Origin of the sequence: Amycolatopsis sp. NPDC059021, assembly GCF_042739895.1 — a bacterium.
Taxonomy (GTDB): Bacteria; Actinomycetota; Actinomycetes; order Mycobacteriales; family Pseudonocardiaceae; genus Amycolatopsis.
In genome coordinates, this window is sequence record NZ_JBHYIQ010000112.1 from 1 (window position 1) to 17,738 (window position 17,738).

Below are 17,738 nucleotides of genomic sequence, written 5' to 3' on the forward strand. Positions count from 1 at the left end.
ACGGGGCCACAACCGGAATTGGCCGGCCTTGCCGCGAGCGTGCAACTCGGCCCCCTGAATGTGGCACTCGCCGATAGTCCCCGCTCCCGGCGAGTCCCACATTCGCGTGCCCGAGTTCCCCATTCGCGACGCCGAGTTCCACATTCGGGCGCCGAGACGTGAAGGGCACCCGCGGACACCCCGTGCACCTCAAAGCAGTGAAGGCCCCCTTCCCAGCGTCGAGCGCTGTGAAGGAGGCCTTCACGGACAGACCGGAAAGCTCAGTCGTCGTCGGACGAGCCGAGGGCGGTCTTCGAGACCTGCATCAGGAACTCGATGTTGGTCTTCGTCTTGCGCAGCCGCGAGATCAGCAGGTCGATGGCCTGCTGCGAGTCCAGCGCGGTGAGCACGCGGTTCAGCTTCACCGTGACCGCGAGCTCGTCCGGCGAGAGCAGCAGCTCGTCCTTGCGGGTACCGGACGGGTTGACGTCGACCGCGGGGAACACCCGGCGCTCGGCGATCTTCCGGTCCAGCTTGAGCTCCGCGTTACCGGTGCCCTTGAACTCCTCGAAGATGACCGTGTCCATCGTCGACCCGGTCTCCACCATCGCGGTGGCGAAGATGGTCAGCGAGCCGCCGTTCTCGATGTTGCGCGCCGCGCCGAGGAACCGCTTCGGCGGGTACAGCGCGGTCGAGTCGACACCACCGGACAGGATCCGGCCGGACGCCGGGGCCGCCAGGTTGTAGGCACGGCCGAGGCGGGTGATCGAGTCGAGCAGCACGACGACGTCGTGGCCCATCTCGACCAGGCGCTTGGCCCGCTCGATGGACAGCTCGGCGACCGAGGTGTGATCGGACGGCGGGCGGTCGAAGGTGGAGGCGATGACCTCGCCCTTCACCGACCGCTGCATGTCGGTGACCTCTTCGGGACGCTCGTCCACGAGCACGACCATCAGGTGGCACTCGGGGTTGTTCGTCGCGATCGCGTTCGCGATGTCCTGCATGATCGTGGTCTTACCGGCCTTCGGCGGCGACACGATCAGCGCGCGCTGCCCCTTGCCGACCGGCATCACCAGGTCGATGACGCGGGTGGTGAGCTTGTGCGGGTCGGTCTCGAGCCGCAGTCGCTCGTTCGGGTACAGCGGGGTCAGCTTGGTGAAGTCGGGACGGCGCTTGGCCTCGTCCGGCTCCAGGCCGTTGATCGAGTCGACGCGCACCAGCGGGTTGAACTTCTGCCGCTGCTGCTCGCCCTCGCGGGGCTGGCGCACGACACCGGTGATCGCGTCACCGCGGCGCAGGCCGTACTTGCGCACCAGCGAAAGCGAGACGTACACGTCGTTCGGGCCGGCGAGGTAGCCGGAAGTCCGCACGAACGCGTAGTTGTCCAGCACGTCGAGGATGCCCGCGACGGGCAGCAGGACGTCGTCCTCGCGGATCTCGGTGTCCGGCGAGCCGCCTTCCCCGCGGCCGCCGCCGCTGCCCCGGCGCCGGCGGTCGCGGAAGCGCCGCCCGCGACGGCCGCCTTCCTCGTCGTCGTCCGGCTGGGCGCGGTTGCCGTCCTGCTGGTTGCGCTGGCGCTGGTCCTGGCCGCCCCGGTTGCCGCCGCCGTCCCGGTTGCCACCATCGCGGTTGCCGCCGTCGCGGTTCCCGTCCCGGTTGCCACCTTGGCGGTTGCCGCCCTGGCCGTCCTGCCCGGCGGAGCGGTTCGCGCCACCGCGGCGGCGCCTGCTGCGGCCGCCCTCACCGCCCTGCTCCTGGCCTTCGCCCGCGGGCTGGGCGTCCTGCTTGTCCTGCGCGGGGCGCTCGGTCTCCCGGGCGGGCTGCGCGTCCTCTGACGCCTGTCGCGGCGCCTCGGCCTTCACGGGCTCGCTCTTGGCGGGCTCGGCCTTGGTCTCCACCTTGGGTGCCTCCGCCTGCGTGGCCTCGGCCTTCGGCTCCGGCTTCTTCGCCTCGCCGACACCCTCCAGCGGCAACGTCTGGCTACCGGCGGCGGCGCTGCTGCGGCGCTTGGTCTTGCCCTGACGCTCACGGATCGCGGCGATCAGGTCGCCCTTGCGCATACCCGCGGTCTCACCGACGCCCAGTTCACCAGCCAGCTGGCGCAGCTCGGCGATGACCATGCCGGACAAACCCCCGGTCCGGCGCTTGGGAGCGGTGGCAGTCCCGTTCGACTCGGTGCCATTGGACGCGGCGGCCGGGGTCTGACTGTCCACGTCTCCGCTCAAAAGATCGGTGTTGCTCACACATGTCCTTCCTGACCGATCCACGCCTCCAGGTGGATCAGCGGACCACCGCCCGCGTCCGATTGCGAAACGGCGTTCTGTCCCCGATGCGGGCGAGTCGCAGCCTAGCCGTGCGGAACACGGCGGGCAGCCAGCCAGCACAGGGGTTTGCCTCCTCCTAACGAAGGATGCGGAATTCGGCACCGCCGAGACCGGAAACCCGCCTGCGTCACTCCGCTACCCCGCTAGCCAGGCGGTGCGGATCTGGCGGATCGACGAAGGATGCGGCTCCGGGAGGCTTCGAGGCTCCCCATGACCGGCATCGGGTGCGGAAACGCACGGTGATCGAACGCCCCCGAGGGTAGACCGCACCCTCGCCGGGTGCAACAACCACCCCCCGCGTGGCGGGGTTCCCGGGCACTCACGTGACCGAGGCTTTACAGAGCCGCAACCTGCACACCGGCGAGGTCCACGCCCAGTTCGGCGACGTCGAAACCGTCAACGCCGACCGACGGCGGCAATATTCCCGTCGTGGTCAGCGCGAGCACGGTGGGACCGGCGCCGGAAATCGTGGCGGGCACGCCGTGGGCACGCAGCGTACGCACCAGCTGGGCGCTGGCCGGGTACGCCGGGGCCCGGTACTCCTGGTGCAGCCGGTCCTCGGTGGCGGCCAGCAGCAGGTCCGGACGCTCGGTGAGCGCGCGCACCGCGAGCGCGGCGCGGCCCGCGTTGTGCGCGGCGTCGGCGAGCGGGACGTGGGCCGGCAGCAGGCCGCGCGTGGCTTCCGTCGACGAGCGGGTCGGCGGGACCGCCAGCACCGGGCGGATTTCCGGGGCGGGGGTGAGCCGCTCGGCGTGGAATCGGTCACTTTCCGACCACGCGATCACCAGCCCGCCCAGCAGGCTCGCCGCCGCGTTGTCCGCGTGTCCCTCGAACTCCGCCGCCAGTTGCAGCGCGTCGTCGTCGAGCGGGCGATCCGCGAGCGCGTAGCCCGCCGCGATGCCCGAGACGACCGCCGCCGCCGAGGAACCGAGGCCGCGGGCGTGCGGAATCGCGTTGACGCAGCGCAGATGCAGCCCCGGCACCTCGACGCCCAGATGCGCGCAGGCCCGCCGGATGGCCCGCACGACCAGGTGCGTCTCATCGGTCGGGACGTCGTCCACGCCACCGGCACCCGCATCGATGACCTCGACCTTGAGGCCGCTGTCGGCGACCCGGACCTCGACGACGTCGTAGCGCGCCAGTGCCAGGCCCAGCGCGTCGAAACCGGGGCCGAGATTCGCCGTGGACGCCGGGACCGTGACGCGGAACGCGGTCACGAGAGGTCCAGCGCCGCCGCCACGGCGGAGGGGTCGACGGCGAGCGGCTCGACCTCGACGTTGCCTTCCAGGGCCGTGGCGGGGTCCTTGAGGCCGTGGCCGGTCACCGTGCAGACGACGGTCGAGCCCTTCGGCAGCCGTCCGTCGGCGGCGGTCGCGAGCAGCCCGGCGACCGACGTCGCCGAAGCCGGCTCGACGAATACGCCTTCCTTGCTGGCGAGAAGGCGGTACGCCTCGAGGATCTTCGCGTCGGTGATGGCCTCGAAGAGCCCGCCGGAGGCCTCCTTGGCCTTGACCGCGCCGTCCCACGAGGCCGGGCTGCCGATGCGGATCGCGGTCGCGATCGTGTCCGGGTCGGCGACCGGCTCGCCGTGCACCAGCGGCGCGGCGCCCGCGGCCTGGAAACCGAACATCCGCGGGGTGTTCTTCACCACACCGTCGGCGGCGTACTCGGCGTAGCCCGCCCAGTAGGCGGTGATATTGCCCGCGTTGCCCACCGGGAGGCAGTGGATGTCCGGCGCCGTGCCGAGCACGTCGCACACCTCGAACGCCGCCGACTTCTGGCCGGCGATCCGCACCGGGTTCACCGAGTTGACCAGCGTCACCGGGTAGTCGGCCGCGGTCTTGCGGGCGAGTTCGAGGCAGTCGTCGAAGTTGCCGTCCACCTGGAGGATCCGGGCACCGTGCAGGACGGCCTGCGCGAGCTTGCCCATCGCGATCTTGCCCTGCGGGACGAGCACCGCGCAGGTGAGCCCGGCCCGCGCGGCGTACGCGGCGGCCGAGGCCGAGGTGTTGCCGGTCGAGGCGCAGATGACGGCCTTGAGCCCGCTGGCGAGCGCGTGGGTGATCGCGACGGTCATCCCGCGGTCCTTGAACGAACCGGTCGGATTGACGCCCTCGACCTTGAGGTAGACCGTGCAGCCGGTCAGCCCGGACAGGTGCGCCGCGGGCAGCAGCGGGGTGTTGCCCTCGCCGAGGGTGATCACCTTCGCCCCGGCGGGAACGGGGATCCGATCGGGATACGCCTCGATGATTCCGGGCCACGCCTGAGAAATCATGTGTCTTCGCCTTCCACCCGCATCACGCTGACGACGTCGTGCACCACGTCCAGCTTCCCGATCTCGTCCACTGTGGACTGTAGTGCCGCGTCCGGCGCCAGGTGCGTCACCACGACCAGGCTGGCCCGGTCGTCGGCGTCGCGCTGGCGCACCGCCGCGATGCTGACCCCGTGCCCGGCGAACGCCTGCGCCACCTGGGCGAGCACTCCCGCGCGGTCGGCCACCGAAAGGCTGACGTGGTACCGCGTCGGGGTCTGCCCCATCGGCCGCACCGGCAGCGCCGCGTGTGCCGACTCGCGCGGACCGCGCCCGCCCGCGACGCGGTTGCGTGCCACCGCGACGAGATCGCCGAGCACGGCGCTCGCGGTCGGCGCGCCCCCGGCGCCCTGTCCGTAGAACATCAGCTCGCCCGCCGCGTCGGCCTCGACGTAGACGGCGTTGAACGCGCCGCCGACCCCGGCCAGCTGGTGACTGCGCGGGATCATCACCGGATGCACGCGGGCCGACACGGATTCGACGCCGTTGTCGTCGGTGACGCGCTCGCAGATCGCCAGCAGTTTGACGGTGCGGCCCAGTATCCGCGCGGCGGCGAGGTCCGCGGCGGTGACGTCGGCGATGCCCTCGCGGTGCACGTCGGAGGCGGTCACCCGGGTGTGGAAGGCGAGCGAGGCAAGGATCGCGGCCTTCGACGCGGCGTCGTAGCCGTCGACGTCGGCTGTCGGGTCGGCCTCGGCGTACCCGAGCCTGCTCGCCTCGTCGAGGGTCTCGGAGTACCCCGCGCCGGTGGCGTCCATCGCGGAGAGGATGTAGTTCGTGGTGCCGTTGACGATGCCCATGACGCGGGTTATCCGGTCCCCCGCAAGGGATTCGCGCAACGGGCGCAGCAGCGGGATGGCACCGGCGACGGCCGCCTCGAAGTACAGGTCGGCCCCCGACGCGTCGGCGGCGGCGAACAGCTCCCCGGAGTGCTCGGCCAGCAGCGCCTTGTTCGCGGTGACCACGGACTTCCCGGCCGCCAGCGCCGCGAGCAGCCAGCCGCGTACCGGCTCGATCCCGCCGACCAGCTCGACCACGACGTCGACGTCGTCGCGGGTGACCAGCTCGGCCGCGTCCGCGGTGAGCAGCTCCGGCGGCAGCTCGGGGTGCTTGTCCGGCCTGCGCACCGCGATCCCGGCCAGCTCGACCGGCGCGCCGGCCCGCGCGGCCAGTTCCTCGCCCTGCTCGGCGAGGATCCGCACCACCTCGCCACCGACCGTGCCGCAGCCGAGCAGGGCGACCCTGATCGCGCGACCGTCTACTGTGGACACCGTTTAAACCTCCAGGCGCAGCATGTCGTCGGTCGTCTCCCGCCGCAGCAGCACCCGTGCGCTGCCGTTGCGCACGGCGACCACCGCCGGGCGCGGCTGCCGGTTGTAGCCACTGGCCATCGAGTAGCAGTACGCGCCGGTCGCCGCGACGGCGAGCAGGTCGCCGGGTGCCAGGGTGTCGGGCAGCCAGCAGTCGCGGACCACGATGTCGCCGGATTCACAGTGTTTTCCCACGACCCGGGACAAAGTCGCCGCGACCGGCTCGTCCCCGTCCGCCGCGGAGCGGGAAACCAGGCGGCAGTCGTAGACCGCGTCGTAGAGCGCGGTGCGGATGTTGTCGCTCATCCCGCCGTCGACGCTGACGTAGCGGCGCGCGGCGTTGTCGCCGAGCGCGACGTCCTTGATGGTGCCGACCTCGTACAGCGTGATCGTGCCGGGACCGGCGATCGCGCGGCCGGGCTCGCCCGCGATGCGCGGCACCGGCATGCCCGCGTACTCGCACTCCTTGCGCACGATCTCCCGGATCTGGGTGATCATCTGCGCGGGCGGCGGCGGATTGTCCTTGTCGGTGTAGGCGATGCCGAACCCGCCGCCGAGGTCCACCACGGACAGCTGCTCGAGCAGCTCGGTGCCGTGCTCCTTGGCCAGCTCGGCCAGCAGGCCCACGACGCGCCGCGCGGCGACCTCGAAGCCGTCGGCGTCGAAGATCTGCGAGCCGATGTGGCTGTGCAGGCCGATCAGCTTGAGCGAGGGCGCGTTGAGCACCCGCCGCACCGCTTCGGCCGCGTCCCCGGACGCCAGCGAGAAGCCGAACTTCTGGTCCTCGTGCGCGGTCGCGATGAACTCGTGCGTGTGTGCCTCGACGCCGACCGTGACCCGGATCAGCACCTTCTGCACGACGTCGAGCCGCGCCGCGACATCGGCGAGCCGGGCGATCTCGTAGTAGGAGTCCACGACCACGGTGCCGACCCCGGCCCGGACAGCCTCCTCCAGCTCGGCGACCGACTTGTTGTTGCCGTGGAAGGTGATCCGCTCGGCCGGGAAGTCCGCCCGCTGCGCCACGGCCAGCTCGCCGCCGCTGCAGACGTCCAGGCTCAGGCCCTGTTCAGCCACCCAGCGGGCGATCTCGATGGACAGGAACGCCTTGGACGCGTAGTGCACCAGCGACGGGTCGTCGAACGCCTCGGCGTAGTCGGCGCAGCGGGATTTGAAGTCCGCCTCGTCGACCACGAACAGCGGCGTGCCATAGGTTTCGGCCAGCTCGCGGACGTCGACCCCGGCGATCCGCACGACGCCGTCGGGCGCGCGGTAGGTGTTGCGGGGCCACACCTTCGGGTAGAGGCGGTCGAGTTCGTCGGCGCTCGCGGGCGGGAACCCGGAGGCGTCGGCGTGCGGGTAGACGTCGGCGTGGCGGGGGCCCGCGGGGTGAGCCATGCGATTACATCCGTTCCGGAGCGGAGACACCGAGCAGGGACAGGCCGTTCGCCAGCACCTGGCGAGTGGCCGCGCTCAACGCGAGCCGGGCGTAGGTGAGCGGAGTCGCCTCCTCGTCGCCCCTGGGCAGCACCCGGCCGACCGCGTTCCACTTGTGGTAGGCGCCGGCGAGCTCTTCGAGGTACCGGGCGACGCGGTGCGGCTCGCGCATCTCCGCCGCCCGGCGCACGGTCGCCGGGAACTCGCCGAGCGTGCGGATCAGCTCGCCCTCGGCGGGCAGGGTCAGCAGGCCGAGGTCGATAGTGTCCTCTATGGACGTTTCGGTCTTCAGGCCCAGCTCGTTCGCGTTGCGCTGCAAGGAAGCCAGCCGCGCATGCGCGTACTGGACGTAGTAGACCGGGTTGTCGTTGGAGTGCTTGCGCAGCAGGTCGAGGTCGACGTCCAAAGTGGAATCGACGGAGTAGCGGATCAGCTCGTAGCGGGCCGGGTCGACGCCGACGGCCTCGACGAGGTCCTCCATGGTGATCACGGTGCCCGCGCGCTTGGACATCCGCACCGGCTTGCCCTCGCTGACCAGGTTCACCATCTGGCCGATGAGCACCTCGACGGTGGCCGGGTCGTCGCCGAAGGCCGCCGCGGCGGCCTTGAGCCGCGCGATGTAGCCGTGGTGGTCCGCGCCGAGCATGTAGATGCACAGGTCGAAGCCGCGGTTGCGCTTGTCCTTGAAGTAGGCGAGGTCGCCCGCGATGTAGGCCGGGTTGCCGTCCTGCTTGATGACGACGCGATCCTTGTCGTCGCCGTACTCCTTCGACTTCAGCCACCAGGCGCCGTCTTCGAAGTAGAGGTTCCCGGAGTCCTTCAGCTCCTGGACCGCCGCGGCCACCGCGCCGGACTCGTGCAGCGAGTTCTCGTGGAAGTAGACGTCGAAGTCGGTGCCGAACTCGTGCAGGCTCTGCTTGATCTCGCCGAACATCAGCTCGATGCCGATCGAGCGGAAGGTCTCGTGCCGCTCGGCCTCGGGCAGGGACAGCGCGGCGGGCGAGGCCTTGATGACCTCGGCGGCGATGTCGCTGATGTACCCGCCGGCGTAGCCGTCCTCAGGGGCGGGCTCGCCCTTCGCGGCGGCGATCAGCGACCGCACGAACCGGTCGATCTGCGCGCCCGCGTCGTTGAAGTAGTACTCCCGGGTGACGTCGGCGCCCTGCGCGGCCAGCACCCGGCCCAGCGCGTCGCCGACCGCGGCCCAGCGGGTGCCGCCGAGGTGGATGGGGCCGGTGGGGTTCGCCGAGACGAACTCCAGGTTGATCCGGCGCCCGGCCAGCGCGTCGCCGAGGCCGTAGCCGTCACCGGCGGTGAGCACCTGGCGGACGAGCTCGCCCTGCGCGTCGGCGGCGAGGCGGAAGTTCAGGAAGCCGGGGCCCGCGACCTCGGCGGCGTCGACCCCGTCGGCCGCGGCCACGACCTCGGCCAGCGCCTCGGCGAAGTCACGCGGCTTGAGGCCCGCCTTCTTGGCCACCTGGAGCGCGAGGTTGGTCGCGTAGTCGCCGTGTTCGGGGTTGCGGGGACGTTCGATGGTCACCTGCTCGGGCAGCACGGCGGTGTCGAGACCGCGGGCGCTGAGCACCTGCACGGCGGAGCTGCGGACCAGGTCGGCGAGAGCGGCGGGAGTCACTCGCGGAATTCTAGGTGTGCCCTGGTCGGGCGCTCGCAGCGGTCTCGGCGGCGCCGGCTCTCCTGCGTGATCGGCCGACGCGTTCACGGTGATCAGACGCGCGGTCTCTACACTTGCCGGGGGCAGGTCCGTCCGGGGCCGCAGGAGGAGAACGCGGGAGCCATGGCGAACGGGACAACCAGGAAGAAGGGGACGCCGAAGAACGCGATGAAGGCGGCCCGGAGCACTTCCGTCGTGTCCAAGAAGGGCACACCTTGGGGCACCATCATCGCGGTGGTCGCCGTCGTCGCGCTCGCGGCCTCGGTGTTCACCTATTACATGGTGCAATCCGCGCCCAAACGCGGTCAGGCCGACCGGGAGGCGGCAGCCGCCTCCTACGCGCCGTCCGCGCAGGACCCGGACCCGTCCAAGCGCATCCCCGGCGTCACCACCGCGACCTACACCGGCAGTGTGCACGTCCTGCCCACCGAGCGGGTCGCCTACGACAAGACCCCGCCCTTCGGCGGGCCGCACGACGGCTTCTGGGCGGCGTGCAACGGCGTCGTCTACCCGAACGCCGTCCGCAACGAGAACATGGTGCACGGCCTGGAACACGGCGCGATCTGGATCACCTACAACCCGGACCAGGTCAAGGGCGAGGCGTACGACCTGCTGAGGGCCCGCGTCGCGCAGAAGCCGTTCATGATGCTGTCGCCCTACCCCGGCCTGGACAAGCCGATCTCGCTGCAGTCGTGGGGTCACCAGCTCAAGCTGGACAGCGCCGACGACCCGCGGATCGACCAGTTCGTCGCGGCGCTGCGGACGAACCCGAACGGGGTCTACCCGGAGATCGGCGCCTCGTGTGACGCGCTCGGCCCCGGCCAGTTCGACCCGAACAACCCGCCCCCGTTCGACCCGTCGAAGCCCGGCCCCGACGCGAAGCCCATGGACTACAAGGGCAGCACCGGCGCACAGGGCGAGCAGCAGCCGGGCGGGATGAACCAGCCGCCACCCGCCTCGAAGCCGGCCGGGCAGTGAGCACCGAAGCCGGCCACGCGGCCGGGCCCGAGGCGCCACCGGAGCGTCCCGGCTGGTCACGCTGGGTGATCATCGGGGCGGCCATGCTGGCCGTCCTGCTGATCGGCGCGACCATCGGGATGTTCCTCACCCGCCTCTCCGACGGTTCGGACGACACCGCGACCCCGAAGGCGGGCTCGGTCGAGGTCGGCTTCGCGCAGGACATGTCGGTGCACCACCTGCAGGCGGTCACCATGGCCAACTGGGCCCGCGACCACTCGACCGACCCGGAGATCCGGCAGATCGCGTTCGACATCCAGAGCACGCAGCTGGAGCAGATCGGCCGGATGAAGGGCTGGCTCATGCTGTGGGGCCAGCCGGAGCAGGCCATCGGCGCCTACATGAAGTGGATGACCGAGCCGATGGGCCACGGCCACGGCGGCTCCGCGCCGATGTCCATGCAGCCCGCGAACGGCGCGCCGATGCCGGGGATGGCTTCCGAGGCCGAGCTGTCGAAGATGCAGACCCTCACCGGCAAGGCCCTCGACGTCGACTTCCTGCAGCTGATGCTCCGGCATCACCAGGGCGGCACGGACATGGCCCAGTACGGCTACGACCACTCGCAGCTCCCCGCGGTCAAGGCGCTGGCACAGAGCATGCTCACCTCGCAGGGCGCGGAGATGAACCAGATGACCCTGATGCTCAAGGCTCGCGGCGCCGATCCCCTGCCCGCCCCCTGATTCCCTGCCGTCCGATCCGTGAAGGCCTCCTTCACAGCGGTGAGCGCTGCGAAGGGGGCCTTCACGGCCTTTCGGCCGGTGCGGCGCGCCCTGGTCATGTCCTGAACGACGCGTACGGGACGTTGAGCGTCTCGTACGCTCCGTTCGCGACATCAAGCCCCGCACCGCCGAACGCCACGCCCATGTCGCGAACGCTCCACTGAGGACGCTGAACGTCGCGAACGCGCCGTCCGCGACATCAAGCCCGCACCGCCGAACGCCACGTCCGTGTCGCGAACGCTCCGTTGGCGACGCTGAGCGTCGCGAACGCTCCGTCCGCGACATCACAGGGTGCCACCCCCGCCGAACGCCCTGAAGGGGGCCTTCACAGCACTGAGCGCCGTGAAGGTCCCCTTCAGGGCATCGAGGTTCGCAAAAGAAGCGGCCGTCACTGTCCTTTGTGGACCTGCGAAGGAATGAACGGAAGATTCAGCCCGCCCTGAGGCCCCCTACCCGACAGCCTACGGGCAGGGACCGACAGGAACCGGGGGCCGGCGATCGGCCGTCAGCCCTGGGCGTCGGGTTTCTTCTCGTCTCCGGCCGGGGACGTACCCGGAGCCGCGCCGGGGGCCGCGGCGTCCCCGTTGTCGGCGCTGACTTCCGCGTGTTCCCGCTCAGCGGTGCCCGGCTCCGGCGCGGGCACGGGCGGCTCGCCGGGCTGCTTGCCGACGAGGGTCTCCGGCGCCTCGCGCGGGCCGCGCCGGGCGGCGAGGACGAAGTACACGACGGCACCGGCGAACAGCAGGATCGAGGTCCACACGTTGACCCGCAGGCCGAGGATGTGGTTGGCGTTGTCGGTCCGCATCAGCTCGATCCAGCAGCGGCCGGCGGTGTACCCGGCGACGTACAGCGCGAACGCGCGGCCGTGGCCGAGCTTGAACCGCCGGTCGGCCCAGACCACCAGCGCCGCGACGCCCAGGTTCCAGATCAGCTCGTAGAGGAACGTCGGGTGCACGGGGCTGTCCGGCAGCGGGATGTGCCCCACCGCGACGCCGTTGAGCAGGTCGTCGGGGTTCTCGGGGTTGAAGCGCTGGTAGATCTCCAGGCCCCACGGCAGCGTCGTGTGCGCGCCGTAGAGCTCCTGGTTGAAGTAGTTCCCGAGCCGCCCGATCGCCTGCGCGGTGACGATGCCCGGCGCGATCGCGTCCGCCATCGCCGGCAGCGGGATCCCCTTGCGGCGGCAGGCGATCAGCGCGCCGACCGCGCCGAGCGCGACCGCGCCCCAGATGCCGAGGCCGCCGTCCCAGATCTTCAGCGCGTTGAGCGGGTTCTTCCCCGGCCCGAAGTACAGCTGGTTGTCCGTGACGACGTGGTACAACCGCCCGCCGACCAGGCCGAACGGCACCGCGAACACGGCGACGTCGACGACCGTGCCCTTCGTGCCGCCGCGCGCCGCCCAGCGCCGCTCACCCCACCAGATCGCCACGATGATGCCGGCGATGATGCACAGCGCGTATGCGCGGATCGGGATGGGCCCCAGGTGCCAGACGCCGCGGTCGGGGCTGGGGATGGTGGCGAGCACGAGAGCCGAGGCGGAATACACGAGGTCACCGTAGCGCGTTCCGGGTGGGGGCCGTCCAGGAGCCGCCCACGGTCACGGCGTGTTCACCGCCGGTGAAGCGAGCCGTGACCCGCGGTCACGCTCCGGCGGGCCCCAGCGCGGCGAGGTACCCCGCGACCAACGCGTTCGCGACCCGCGCGACCGCGTCGTCGGCGGGCAGGAACCGCTCGTCGTGCAGGCTCGGCGCGCCCGCGGTGTCCCCGAGGCCGACGAACATCATCAGCCCCCTGGTGCCCTCGTCGCCACCGCCGGTGCAGTAGTGGGCGAAGTCGTCGGCGCCGAAGGACCGGAAATCGATGTCCACATCGGACTGTCCGCGCACCAGCCACCGCTGGGCGCCGACGGCCAGCGCCGGATCGTTGTGCAACACCGGTTCACACGGGCTGACCCGCAGTTCCGCGGTGCAGCCGTGTGCTTGCGCGGTCCCGTGCACGATCTCGCCCAGCCCGTCCAGCGCGCGTTCCCGGTCCTGCGCCCGCATCAGCCGCAGCGAGCCGAACGCGCTCGCCTGGTTCGGCACCACGTTCGCCGCGGTCCCGGCCTGGATCCGGCCGATCGAGCACACGGCCCCGAACACCGGGTCCACCCGGCGGCTCGCGAGCTGCTGCAGGCTCACCACCAGCTGGCTCAGCGCGAGGATCGGATCACGCAGCAGATGCGGGTACCCGGCGTGCCCGCCCTGGCCGTGCATCACGACCTCGAACTCGTCGGTGGAGGCGTTGACCGGCCCCGGCACGGCCGAGACCACGCCGTTCGCCAGGCGCGGCTGCACGTGGGCACCGATCACCGCGTCGACCCCGTACTCGGCGAGCACGCCGGATTCGACGACGTCCAGCGCCCCGGACGGCGAAGTCTCCTCACGCGGTTGCAGCACCGCGAGGATCGGCCGCGGCACCCCGATCCGCACGGCCGCGCGGCACACCGCGACCAGCGCCGCCAGATGGACGTCGTGGCCGCACGCGTGCATGAGTTCGGAGTCCGAGGCCCAGCCGACGCCGGTGCGTTCGAGCACGGGCAGCGCGTCGAGTTCCGCGCGCAACGCCACCGCGGGGCCGTCGCCCTTGCCCGGCAACGGGATCGCCCGCCCGGTCTTCGCGACCCGGATGCCTTCACCGGCGCCCAGCGCCTCGGCGACGACGCGGGCGGTGTCCTCCTCGTCGCCCGAACCGCGCGGATCGGCGTGGACGCGGTGCCGCAGCTCGATCGCCGCGGGAAGCTCGTCGGCGATGGCCCGCTGCCACCGCTCCCACAGCTCACTCATGCGATCGCCTCGCTTCGCGAGACAGTGTTCAATTCCTTTTGGCGCATGATATCCATGATTCGCTCGCAAGCATCGCTCATGACCTCTCCAAGCCGTACACGCGCGCGGCGTTCTCGTGCCCGGCCAGCTTCGCCAGCCGGACGGCGTCCACTTCGGACAGTGCGTCCGCGGCGAGCGCGCCGCGCAGGAAGTCCGAAAGTCCTTGCCGGAACAGGGCCGCGCCGAGATGGTACAACTCGGCGAGCCCGAACGCGTCGGTCGAGAACAACAGCTTGCCGAACGGCACCAGCTCCAGGATCTCCGCGAGCACGGCGGGAGCGCGGAAGCCCGCGTTGTGCGTGATCAGTCCCGCGTCGACGAACACGTGCTCGAAGACCTGCGCGAGATAGGCGGCGTTGCGGTGGAACGGATAATTGTGCAGCAGCAGGATCGGCACCCCGGTGGGCCGCGTGGCGCGCAGCAGCCCGGTCAGCAGCAGCGGATCACAACGGTGCAGGTCCACATCGGAATCGCCGTAACCGACGTGGAACTGCACCGGGAGCCTCGCGTCCACACCGGACCAGATCAGGTGCCGGTGCAGCGCCTCGTCGGCGAGCCGGACCGGCTCCCCTGCGTCGACACGGGCGAGCCAGCGCCCGGCCGCCGCCGCGACATCACCGGGCGACGGCCGCTCGCCGGAGAGTTCCAGCCCGACCCGGTAAGCGGCGATCGACTTGACGCCGACAGCGTTCGCGGTGCGTTTCGCCAGCTCGTCGCCGAAGTCCGCGGCGAACCCGGAGGCGCTGGTGCCCGCGCGCACGACGTCCTCGGCGACCTGCTCCAGCCGGACGACGTCCTCGGCGGGGGCACCAGCCAGTGCGGCGAATTCGTCCGTCGTGGTCAGTGCTTCGGGCAGGAATCCGCCGTCGAGCAGGAATCGCGTGATGCCGGTACCGCGCAGGAACCGCCGGTTCACCTCCACCGCGCCCAATTCGGCGCGGCGGGCGAGGTAGTCGTCGGCCGGAGCGTGCTTCGGCAGGCCGAGCACCGGCGCACAGCGTTCCCGCACGGCGAGCCCGATCAGCGAGTCGAACAGGCTCGTGCCCAGCGGCGACACGGTGTCGGCCTCGGTGAGCATCCGCTCGAACCCGTCGCGGTCCGGCTCGCGGGTGATCACGCCGTGGCAGTGGTGATCCACCAGCGGCAGATCCGCCACGAAGGGAAGCAGTTCCGTCATTCCTCTCCTCCGGCCACCGCCAGTTTCTCCCCCACCCTACGGGCGTACGCGGGCGCGGCGAGCACGATCACCACCGCGGCCGCCGGCACCGCCGCCGCGACGACCGGGAACCAGCGCGCCGGACCGGCGGACGGATACGGGATCACGGTGACGTAGACGGTGTAGCCGAGCAGCGCGAGCGCACCCAGCGGGACCACCAGCTGCCACCTCGGCACCCGCATCCGCCCGCGCACGAACAGCAGCAGGATCGCACCGACTGTGGTGAGCAGGTAGATCACCAGCAGGATCAACGTCCCGATCGAACCCGCCCAGGCGAACGTGTCGGCCGCGGTCGCGCCGAAGAGCACCGCGCACGCCACGATGATCAGTACCGCCGTCCCGGTCACCACCGTCGCCGCCACCGCCGGTGTCCCCCGCGCCGACGTCCGGCCGATCCCCCGGCCCTCCCGCACGTCCCTGCCGAGCGCGAACAGCAGCCGCGAGCCGCCGACCACGCACGCGAGACAGCAGCCGAACGCGCTGACCGCGGCACCCGCGCTGATGACGTCACCCACCCACGAGCCGACGAACCGGCTGCCGAGATCGCCGAGCAACGAAGACGATTCGTGGAACGCGGCCGCGTCCGAACCGAACGCCATCATTTCGACAGCGGTGACCACGACGAAGTACACGCCGCCGAACAGTGCGGTCCCGAGGATCGCGCGCGGGATGTCGCGACGCGGGTCCCGGGTTTCCTCGCCCAGCGTCGCGGCGGCCTCGAAACCGGCGAAGGACAGGAAGCCGAACACCGCGCCGAGGAACACCCCGGACAGTCCCGTGCCGGAGGTGTAGGTGAAGACGTCGAGCGTGAACCGGCCGCCGCCCGGCGCGGACCCCGCGATCAGCCGGACCGCGATGACCACGGTCACCACCAGGATCACCGCGATCGTCGCGCCTTCGACGACGAGCAGCGTGCTGGTGCCGCGCCGGGCGGGCACCACCGCCAGCAGCCACGCCCCGAGCAGCGCGACGCCGGTGAGCACGAACGGGCCCCACGACGGCGGATTCGGCCAGATACCGGCATGGGTGAGGAAAGCCGTGCCGAGCGTGCCCGCGGCGGAGCTCGTCACAACGGCGTAGAACGTGTACGTGCCGAGCAACCCGATACCGGCGACCACGCCGGCACGCGGGCCGAGCGTCGCGCCGACGAAGGCGTACACCGAACCGGCGTGCCGGTAGTACTGGCACAGCCGCACGAACCCATACGCGACAAGGAGGACACCTGCCCCGGAGAGCAGGAACGCGAGCGGCACCGCGCGTCCGGCGGCGGACGCGGTCTGCTGCGGGTTGATGGTGGCCGCCATGCTCGGCGCCATCAGGGCGACCGACAGCCCGACGGCCTGCCAGACCGACAACGAACGGCGTAATGCGGGACGGTCTGCTGGACGGCCTTTCACGATGTCTGACACGATGCCCACCTCGCTTCGTGAAGATCTCCAAGTCGTACACGGTGGGGACGGGATGAGCCAGCTCGATCGGGCAGCACTTGCGGCGCGCGGGGAAGCCGCCGCCGGCCGGTTGCGGCGCGAAGGCGTGGACCTGGTCGCGCTGACGTTCGTGGACAACAGCGGTGTCCTGCGGGCAAAAGCCGTCCCGGTGGCGAAGCTGGCGGCGGCCACGGCGTGGGGCGTCGGCGCGTCGAACTCCTTCGACTTCTTCCTGTGCACGGATCAGATCACCTCCGGCGCGTACTCGCGAGGCCCCGTCGGCGACCTCCGGCTGCACCCCGATCTCGACGCGCTCACCGCACTCGCGTGCCGTCCCGGCTGGGCGTGGGCGCCGGTGCTGAAGTACGACCAGGAGGGCGTCCCGCATCCGCAGGACGCGAGGGCACTCGCCGCCACAGCGACGGCACGGCTGGTGGAGCACGGCTACTCCGCGTTGACGAGCTTCGAGCTGGAATGGATCGTGACCGACGAGTCGGCCCCGGACGATCCGCGCTCGGCCACCAGCGGGCCCGCGTACGGTTTCACCAGGATTTCCCAGCAGGGCGAGTATCTCCGCGTTCTGGCGTCCATTTTGGACGAACAGGGTGTGGAGGTGGAGCAGCTCCATCCGGAGTACGCGCCCGGCCAGTTCGAGCTGTCGGTGGCCGCGGCGGATCCGGTGCGGGCGGCGGACACCTCGGTGCTCGTCCGCGAAACGATCCGCGCGGTCAGCGCCCAGTTCGGCCTGCGCGCGTCGTTCTCACCGAAGTTTTCGCCGGACGACGTCGGCAACGGCGGCCACGTGCACCTGAGCGTCTGGGAGGGCGAACGCAATCTCTGCGCCGGTGGTGACCGCGCGTTCGGGCTGACCCCGGCCGCCGAGGCGTTCGGCGCGGGCATCCTCGACCGGCTGCCCGCGCTGCTGGCGATCGGGGCGCCGTCCGTGCTCAGCTACCTGCGGCTCGCCCCGCAGTTGTGGACCGGGGCGTTCCTGGCCTGGGGCCTGGAAAACCGGGAGGCGCCGCTGCGCATGATCCGCGGCGCCGCCGGGCAGCGGGACACCGCGGCGAACCTCGAGGTCAAATGCTTCGACCTCACCGCCAACCCGTACCTGGTCGTCGCCGCGCTGCTCTTCGCCGGGCTGGCCGGGATCGCCGGCGACGCCCGCCTCCCCGACCCCCTGGACGTCGACCCCGCTTCCCTCACCGACGACGAACGCGCGGTTCGCGGGATCACGCGGCTGCCCGCGTCCTTGGCCGAGGCCGTCGCGGCGTTCGAAGCGGACAAGTCGCTACGCGCCGGCTTCGGCGACGAACTCGCGACGACGTTGATGGACATCCGCCGCGCCGAGATCGCCGAATTCTCCGGCGCGGGCGCCGCGGAACTCACCGCCGCCATGCGCTGGATCCACTGAGCTGAAGGGGACTTTCGTCGCGTAGGACGTGCTGAAGGGGACTTTCCTCTCATC

Annotated in this window: 13 protein-coding genes; 3 read left to right on the forward strand and 10 right to left on the reverse strand. The window is 71.2% G+C overall.

What is annotated here, in order from left to right:
• Positions 1-260: 260 nt before the first annotated feature.
• The 6 genes from rho to argS all read right to left on the reverse strand — a co-directional run bounded on the left by rho (position 261) and on the right by argS (position 8,991).
• Positions 261-2,222 carry a transcription termination factor Rho gene (gene rho / locus ACFWX1_RS40800; protein ID WP_378395238.1) on the reverse strand — a complete coding sequence of 654 codons (1,962 nt, stop codon included), beginning with the start codon at positions 2,220-2,222 and terminating at the stop codon, positions 261-263.
• Between the two features lie 416 nt (positions 2,223-2,638).
• Positions 2,639-3,520, reverse strand: coding sequence for a homoserine kinase (gene thrB, locus ACFWX1_RS40805; RefSeq protein WP_378395239.1), 882 nt, complete (start codon positions 3,518-3,520; stop codon positions 2,639-2,641).
• The gene (gene thrC, locus ACFWX1_RS40810; protein WP_378395240.1) at positions 3,517-4,578 is read right to left on the reverse strand and encodes a threonine synthase; all 1,062 of its coding nucleotides are present in this window, start codon (positions 4,576-4,578) and stop codon (positions 3,517-3,519) included. Before thrC ends, thrB begins: the two co-directional genes overlap by 4 nt.
• Positions 4,575-5,885: a homoserine dehydrogenase gene (locus ACFWX1_RS40815; protein WP_378395241.1), complete on the reverse strand. Its 1,311-nt coding sequence runs from the start codon at positions 5,883-5,885 to the stop codon at positions 4,575-4,577. The genes thrC and ACFWX1_RS40815 overlap by 4 nt, the downstream gene beginning before the upstream one ends.
• 3 nt (positions 5,886-5,888) lie before the next feature.
• Entirely contained in the window at positions 5,889-7,319 is a 1,431-nt protein-coding gene (gene lysA, locus ACFWX1_RS40820) for a diaminopimelate decarboxylase (RefSeq protein ID WP_378395242.1), read from the reverse strand.
• Between the two features lie 4 nt (positions 7,320-7,323).
• Positions 7,324-8,991 carry an arginine--tRNA ligase gene (gene argS, locus ACFWX1_RS40825; RefSeq protein WP_378395244.1) on the reverse strand — a complete coding sequence of 556 codons (1,668 nt, stop codon included), beginning with the start codon at positions 8,989-8,991 and terminating at the stop codon, positions 7,324-7,326.
• Positions 8,992-9,198: 207 nt separating this feature from the next.
• Between argS and ACFWX1_RS40830 the strand changes: the two genes are divergently transcribed.
• Positions 9,199-10,008 (forward strand): DUF3105 domain-containing protein, encoded by an 810-nt coding sequence (locus ACFWX1_RS40830; protein ID WP_378395266.1) that lies wholly within the window; start codon positions 9,199-9,201, stop codon positions 10,006-10,008.
• Entirely contained in the window at positions 10,005-10,727 is a 723-nt protein-coding gene (locus tag ACFWX1_RS40835) for a DUF305 domain-containing protein (RefSeq protein ID WP_378395245.1), read from the forward strand. The genes ACFWX1_RS40830 and ACFWX1_RS40835 overlap by 4 nt, the downstream gene beginning before the upstream one ends.
• 544 nt (positions 10,728-11,271) lie before the next feature.
• On the opposite strand, the gene lgt is transcribed toward ACFWX1_RS40835, so the two are convergent.
• The 4 genes from lgt to ACFWX1_RS40855 all read right to left on the reverse strand — a co-directional run bounded on the left by lgt (position 11,272) and on the right by ACFWX1_RS40855 (position 16,252).
• Positions 11,272-12,309 carry a prolipoprotein diacylglyceryl transferase gene (gene lgt, locus ACFWX1_RS40840; RefSeq protein ID WP_378395246.1) on the reverse strand — a complete coding sequence of 346 codons (1,038 nt, stop codon included), beginning with the start codon at positions 12,307-12,309 and terminating at the stop codon, positions 11,272-11,274.
• A 94-nt stretch (positions 12,310-12,403) separates the two neighbouring features.
• Positions 12,404-13,588, reverse strand: coding sequence for a M20 family metallopeptidase (locus ACFWX1_RS40845; RefSeq protein ID WP_378395247.1), 1,185 nt, complete (start codon positions 13,586-13,588; stop codon positions 12,404-12,406).
• Between the two features lie 76 nt (positions 13,589-13,664).
• Positions 13,665-14,804 (reverse strand): amidohydrolase family protein, encoded by a 1,140-nt coding sequence (locus tag ACFWX1_RS40850; protein ID WP_378395248.1) that lies wholly within the window; start codon positions 14,802-14,804, stop codon positions 13,665-13,667.
• The gene (locus ACFWX1_RS40855) at positions 14,801-16,252 is read right to left on the reverse strand and encodes an APC family permease (RefSeq protein WP_378395249.1); all 1,452 of its coding nucleotides are present in this window, start codon (positions 16,250-16,252) and stop codon (positions 14,801-14,803) included. The genes ACFWX1_RS40850 and ACFWX1_RS40855 overlap by 4 nt, the downstream gene beginning before the upstream one ends.
• A gap of 52 nt (positions 16,253-16,304) precedes the next feature.
• Here ACFWX1_RS40855 and ACFWX1_RS40860 point away from each other — a divergent pair, with 52 nt between their 5' ends.
• Complete coding sequence (locus tag ACFWX1_RS40860) at positions 16,305-17,684, forward strand: glutamine synthetase (RefSeq protein ID WP_378395250.1); 1,380 nt, start codon at positions 16,305-16,307, stop codon at positions 17,682-17,684.
• Positions 17,685-17,738 lie beyond the last annotated feature (54 nt).